We start from the raw sequence: 5,912 nt of genomic DNA, 5'->3' as shown, positions 1-5,912 counted from the left end.
AGGTGGGTTCGTTATTTGATGTAATAGCAAAATTAAGAAGTTCATTTTGTCTTCTACTAACATGGAAGCATTAATAAAATCTGAGAAAAAGCAAAAAGATTTTGTTCATCTAGTACAGGATGAATATAAAAAAAGAAGATAAGAATTTTTTTATTTTTCATATTTGGCGAAACAAATGGTACAATGAAAGCTAATGTGAAAAATAAAGAAAAGAAGTGGTCTATTTGAAAAACTTTTTAGAATTAGGAATTAGTGAAACTTTTAATCATACATTACGTGAAAATGGAATTACAGAAGCAACACCAATTCAAGAGCAGGCAATTCCTGTTATTATGTCTGGTAAAGATATTATTGGGCAGGCAAAAACAGGTACGGGTAAAACGTTAGCATTCGTGTTACCGATTTTAGAAAAAATCGATCCAGAGTCTAGTGATGTTCAGGCCTTAATTGTTGCACCAACAAGGGAACTAGCTCTGCAAATTACAACTGAAATTAAAAAAATGCTTGTTCAAAGAGAAGATATTAATGTACTAGCGATTTATGGTGGGCAAGATGTAGCACAACAATTGAGAAAATTAAAAGGTAATACACATATTGTTGTTGCAACACCAGGACGATTATTAGATCATATACGACGTGAAACAATTGATTTAAGTAATCTTTCAACGATTGTACTAGATGAAGCGGATCAAATGCTTTATTTCGGTTTCTTATATGATATTGAAGATATTTTAGATGAGACACCAGGTAGTAAACAAACGATGTTATTCTCAGCAACGATGCCAAAAGATATTAAAAAATTGGCGAAGCGTTATATGGATGAGCCGCAAATGATTCAAGTACAAAGTGAAGAAGTAACGGTTGATACAATTGAGCAGCGTGTCATTGAGACGACAGACCGTGCAAAGCCAGATGCACTTCGTTTTATTATGGATCGTGATCAGCCATTTTTAGCTGTTATTTTCTGTCGTACAAAGGTTAGAGCAAGTAAGCTTTATGATAATTTAAAAGGATTAGGTTATAATTGTGCTGAACTTCATGGTGATATACCTCAAGCGAAACGTGAAAGAGTTATGAAGAGTTTCCGCGAAGCTAAAATTCAGTACTTAATCGCAACGGATGTAGCAGCTCGTGGACTTGATGTAGATGGTGTAACGCACGTATTTAACTTTGATATCCCTGAAGATGTAGAAAGTTACATTCACCGCATTGGCCGAACAGGACGTGCAGGTGGATCAGGTCTTGCAATTACGTTCGTTGCAGCGAAAGATGAAAAACATTTAGAAGAAATTGAAAAAACGCTTGGTGCACCAATACAAAGAGAAATAATCGAACAACCGAAGATAAAACGTGTAGATGAAAATGGAAAACCGGTACCAAAGCCGGCTCCGAAGAAATCAGGTCAAAATCGTCAAAGAGATAGCCGCGAAGGTTCAAGAAGTGATTCAAGACGTGATTCCAGAAATAGCTCAAGAAGTGATTCAAGAAATAGTTCGAGAAATGAAAATAACCGATCATTTAATAAGCCAAGTAATAAAAAAGGTAGTACAAAGCAAGGTCAGCAAAGACGTGGTCGTTAAATAGTTATAATTGTAAAAGAGTCGCAAAATATTGTGGCTCTTTTTTTGTTTGTATACAACAAGGATGATGGCAAGAAAAAACAGAAATTTCATTCACCGTATTTGAAATTTATAAAGGAAATTTTATAGTCCAAAACCATTAGAGCAAGGGTATTACTATCATTCAGCAGAACACTTTGGTTAAAAGAAAAGGTATTGAAGCGAGCGAGTATTTTCATTATACATTCCGCAATTATTGAAATAGAACAAGAGAAGTTTATGAAGGATTAAACTCGTATTGGTGTACGATCGTTGGAAACTGGAAAACTAATTTGTTAGTTTTGATCGATGAGGAACTCGAGAAGCACCACTGCCATCCTTATGGGGAAATTGCTTACGACGACGATGAAGGTAATGTAGTGATAATATGCGAAATAAGAAAAAAGGACTAGCAGTCGTACCTGCCGTCCTTTAATAGGAGAAAAAGTAATCTTGTTTAGAACTACGCATAAACAGAAAATCTGCTTGTAATTAGTTTTACCCTAAATATACGTGTCTATACAAAAAAGGGATAAGTAAAAGATACTTATCCCCGGAAGGGAAATCCCAAGCACCAAAATGGCTCGTATTGGTCTGCAGGTTCAAAAGTAGTATATGTAAAACGAAAAATCTCATACAAAAAGCAGACAACGATTTTGGTTGTCTGCCAGTGAGTTCAATGAGTTAGCTAATTGTGATAATTTGCATCCCCATTGCGAGAAGAGTGAAGCTGCTAGTTCAAACAGCTTGTTGGTATTATTTTCGATTTCTTAAAAAATATACAGAGAAAGTAGATAAGTGAAGAACCTACCTGTTTTTGCTGTAACAAAAGAAAGAGGTATTAGCCGTGGACACGGCGGCTTGAAAATAGTATGTATTTTTATTTGGAAAATATTCACGGGGTGAAGAAACGTGGAATGTTTGATAAAGGTGTTTGTGAAATTAATCAGCTAATTAGTAAAACAAAATAGTTATTTGGAAGAAAAGGAAAATGAATATGAGATGAATTGAAGCTGTTGAAAAATTACTTGAAGTGATGAAAGAATGCTTTTGGAACGGAACATCTTTAAAGGGTGAAGCTAATGATTTTAATATTGTATCTTGGCTGATTGAAGAAGCGACGCGTAAAACAAAATAAAGATTTCATTTTGTAGCAATGGAGAATAGATATGTGTACTTATTGGGGGAAAGTAGATAAAGAGTTCTTTAAGAGGCAAGAACCGGAACAAAATAAAAGAGCGGCTAGCAAAAGCTAACTGCTCAATACAAGGAGATACAGAGAAGACTACTTTAAATGAATGTTGGCATACAGCCCACATTCAGTATTGACCGAATATTTATTTTAAATTCAATTTATTTAAAGTAAACATCCCAACAGATAAAATGGTTGCGCCTGCTACAGAACCTAGCCAGTCTCTCCAGCCTAATGTATTTAAAGATGCATCTGTTAAATCCGTAATTAAGAAGATAGCAAACATTAATACACCAAATGCTAAGCATCCCCAAAATGTTTGCAAATATTTAATCATCTTCTTTCGGAACTTGCTCATATAAATCACCCTTATTAATAATTTATATTTTTATAAATAAATTATCACATATACAAAAATTAAAAGTGCGAAATATGCAATATTACATATTGGAACTCAACAAAATACTCCATTGATAAGTACATAGATCGAACGGAGGCATCGTTCTTTTCCTAAAATGAAAGGTGACGATAAGAAACATGAGATACGTTTTAAACAAATTGAGCGGACGTTAAAAAATAAAAATTTATAAAGGAAATAGAAAGTATGGTGTTGTATATGTACGATAATAGGAAACTTTTTGCAAACTAAACATATAATTTTAATAGACCGACAGTCGGTCTGATGGGAAGGAGAACTTGAATGCGAATTGTAAAGGAGTATGAGGAGCGTAGAAAGGAAATTTTAGAAACAGCTGAGCGTTTGTTTCTTACGAAAGGTTATACGAAAACAACCGTGAATGATATTTTAAAAGAAATTGGTATAGCAAAGGGGACGTTTTATCATTATTTTAAGTCGAAGGAGGAAGTAATGGATGAAATCATTATGAGGATTATTAAAGAGGATGTCACTAAGGCGAAAAGGATTGTCTCCAATCCCGATATCCCCGTTTTAGATAAGTTATTTAAAATTTTAATGGAACAATCACCAAAATCAGGAGATGTCAAAGAAAAAATGATTGAACAATTCCATCAACCAAATAATGCAGAAATGCATCAGAAAAGTTTAGTGCAATCCATTATACATTTATCTCCTGTATTAACGGAAGTTTTAGAGCAAGGAATAGAAGAAGGCATATTTTCTACTCCATACCCACAAGAAACAATTGAATTATTACTCTCTTCAGCACAAGTCATATTTGATGATGGTTTATTCCAGTGGAAACCGGAAGAAATGATGAGAAGAGCTAAGGCTTATATTAAAATGATGGAAGTATCTGTTGGAGCGAAAGAAGGGTCCTTTGATTATATGATCGAGGTTTTAATGAAACAGAAATAGCTTTTTTCTGTTTGGGTGTTATAGACCGGCAGTCGGTCTAGACTAAATGAAGGATGTGATGAAGATGCCAGCAAGTATTCAATCTTCCTTGAAAGATTTTCACTTAATGGTAAGTGGTCAAATTATTACTATTTTAGGTTCAACACTATTACGTTTTGCACTGTCTTTATATGTGCTAGATATAACAGGACGTGCCGATATATTTGCAGGGTTATATGCCATAACGAGTATCCCGTTTTTGTTAGCTCCTCTTGGCGGAGCGATAGCAGATCGTTTCAACCGCCGTAATGTAATGGTCATTTTGGATTTTATAAACGCTGCTATTGTATTAAGTTTTATAGTTTTGTTATTAACTGAATCGGTATCTATTTTATTGATTGGAGCAATTATGTTTTTACTAGCAGTCATTAGTGCAATGTACTCACCAGTTGTTATGGCAAGTATTCCGCAATTAGTTCCAGAGAAAAAGTTAGAACAAGCAAACGGTATCATAAATGGTGTGCAAGCATTATCTAATATAGTTGCACCTGTACTAGGAGGAATATTATATGGCATAATTGGTTTGAAAATGCTCGTAATAACAAGTTGTCTTGCTTTCTTTTTATCTGCAATTTTAGAAATGTTTATTACAATACCTTTTATAAAAAGAGCGCAAGAAAGCCATATCATACCGACAATTGTAAAAGATATGAAAAAAGGTTTTCTTTATGTTTTAAAGCAACCTTTTATTTTGAAGGCTATGTTACTTGCAGCTTTACTAAACTTAATTTTGACACCGTTATTTGTTGTTGGAGGACCTATTATGTTACGAGTAACTATGCAGAGTAGCGATATGATGTATGGAATTGGAATGGGATTAATTGATTTTGCAACCATATTAGGGGCATTGTCAATCGGTTTCTTTGCTAAAAAGTTACAGATGAAAACATTATATAATTGGATGCTTATCATAGCTTTATTAGTAATGCCAGTGGCACTATCAGTTACACCGTTTATTCTTAATTTAGGATACTATCCACCATTTATCCTCTTTATACTTTCTTCTCTTCTAATCGCAATGATTATGACAATTGTATCCATCTATGTGATTACTGTAGTCCAAAAGAAAACACCAAATGAAAATCTAGGAAAAGTGATGGCATTTATAACAGCGGTATCTCAATGTATGGCACCAATTGGGCAAGTCGTATATGGTTTTATGTTTGAAGGATTCAGTACGAAAATTTATTTACCTATATTTGCTATTAGTTTCATAATGACAATAATAGCTATATTGACGAAGAAAATATTAAGAAATGAAGGGAACTAGCTTCATATGCTTAGAGTATTAGCGAAACCGAACTCTAATCAATTCTTCATCATTTATTTCAATTACAAATCTATATTCTTTGTCTAATAGCCAGTAATAAAAACTGACTGCATCAACGTCAACTAGTGATTGGAATACTTTATCAAGATTTGTACTTACTACAGGGATTTCATAGTTATCCCATATTATAAAAATCTGTTCGTCAAAATCTAGTTGGTTTGCTCTAATAAGGGAAATTAGTTGTTCTTTGTTCGAAGCTATGAATTGATTATCTATCTGTTCCCAATCTATTCTTCCCGAGACAGTTATAGGAAATGAATTCATTAAAATAGTAGCAATCTGCTGGCTTTTTTCTTGGGAGAAAATGAGAGTTTCGTTTCCTAGGGATTCAAGGCATTCACTAAACAAAGGGTTTGTATCATTTCTGTTTTTTGTTTTCAGTGCTCTTAACATTTGTCGCAATTTCCATTGTCTTGA

General features: G+C 33.8%; 5 protein-coding genes. 3 read left to right on the top strand and 2 right to left on the bottom strand.

Translation table 11 applies throughout. The features are described from left to right. The first annotated feature begins 215 nt into the window (after positions 1 to 215). Positions 216 to 1,580 carry a DEAD/DEAH box helicase gene (locus ACQGS6_RS21735; protein ID WP_426965586.1) on the top strand — a complete coding sequence of 455 codons (1,365 nt, stop codon included), beginning with the start codon at positions 216 to 218 and terminating at the stop codon, positions 1,578 to 1,580. Positions 1,581 to 2,935: 1,355 nt separating this feature from the next. On the opposite strand, the gene ACQGS6_RS21730 is transcribed toward ACQGS6_RS21735, so the two are convergent. Next, the gene (locus ACQGS6_RS21730; RefSeq protein WP_000033159.1) at positions 2,936 to 3,148 is read right to left on the bottom strand and encodes a hypothetical protein; all 213 of its coding nucleotides are present in this window, start codon (positions 3,146 to 3,148) and stop codon (positions 2,936 to 2,938) included. A 342-nt stretch (positions 3,149 to 3,490) separates the two neighbouring features. Between ACQGS6_RS21730 and ACQGS6_RS21725 the strand changes: the two genes are divergently transcribed. Both ACQGS6_RS21725 and ACQGS6_RS21720 read left to right on the top strand, forming a co-directional pair. After that, positions 3,491 to 4,126, top strand: coding sequence for a TetR/AcrR family transcriptional regulator (locus ACQGS6_RS21725; RefSeq protein WP_001223580.1), 636 nt, complete (start codon positions 3,491 to 3,493; stop codon positions 4,124 to 4,126). Between the two features lie 64 nt (positions 4,127 to 4,190). Next, positions 4,191 to 5,435, top strand: a complete 1,245-nt coding sequence (locus tag ACQGS6_RS21720; protein ID WP_426965585.1) for an MFS transporter — start codon at positions 4,191 to 4,193, stop codon at positions 5,433 to 5,435. A gap of 18 nt (positions 5,436 to 5,453) precedes the next feature. Here the strand turns inward: ACQGS6_RS21720 and ACQGS6_RS21715 are convergent. Continuing rightward, positions 5,454 to 5,912: hypothetical protein (locus ACQGS6_RS21715; protein ID WP_426965584.1), on the bottom strand; the 459-nt coding region annotated here is incomplete at its 5' end.

Source organism: Bacillus sp. GMs2/2 (assembly GCF_050172095.1).
GTDB lineage: Bacteria > Bacillota > Bacilli > Bacillales > Bacillaceae_G > Bacillus_A > Bacillus_A cereus.
Note: the sequence above shows the minus strand (reverse complement) of the source record. Positions and strands in the feature narration are given on the sequence as shown.

Excerpts from the sequence above, each read along its gene's own strand:
- ACQGS6_RS21730 (WP_000033159.1), bottom strand. The coding sequence starts at position 3,148 with ATGAGCAAGTTCCGAAAGAAGATGATTAAATATTTGCAAACATTTTGG.
- ACQGS6_RS21725 (WP_001223580.1), top strand. The coding sequence starts at position 3,491 with ATGCGAATTGTAAAGGAGTATGAGGAGCGTAGAAAGGAAATTTTAGAA.
- ACQGS6_RS21720 (WP_426965585.1), top strand. The coding sequence starts at position 4,191 with ATGCCAGCAAGTATTCAATCTTCCTTGAAAGATTTTCACTTAATGGTA.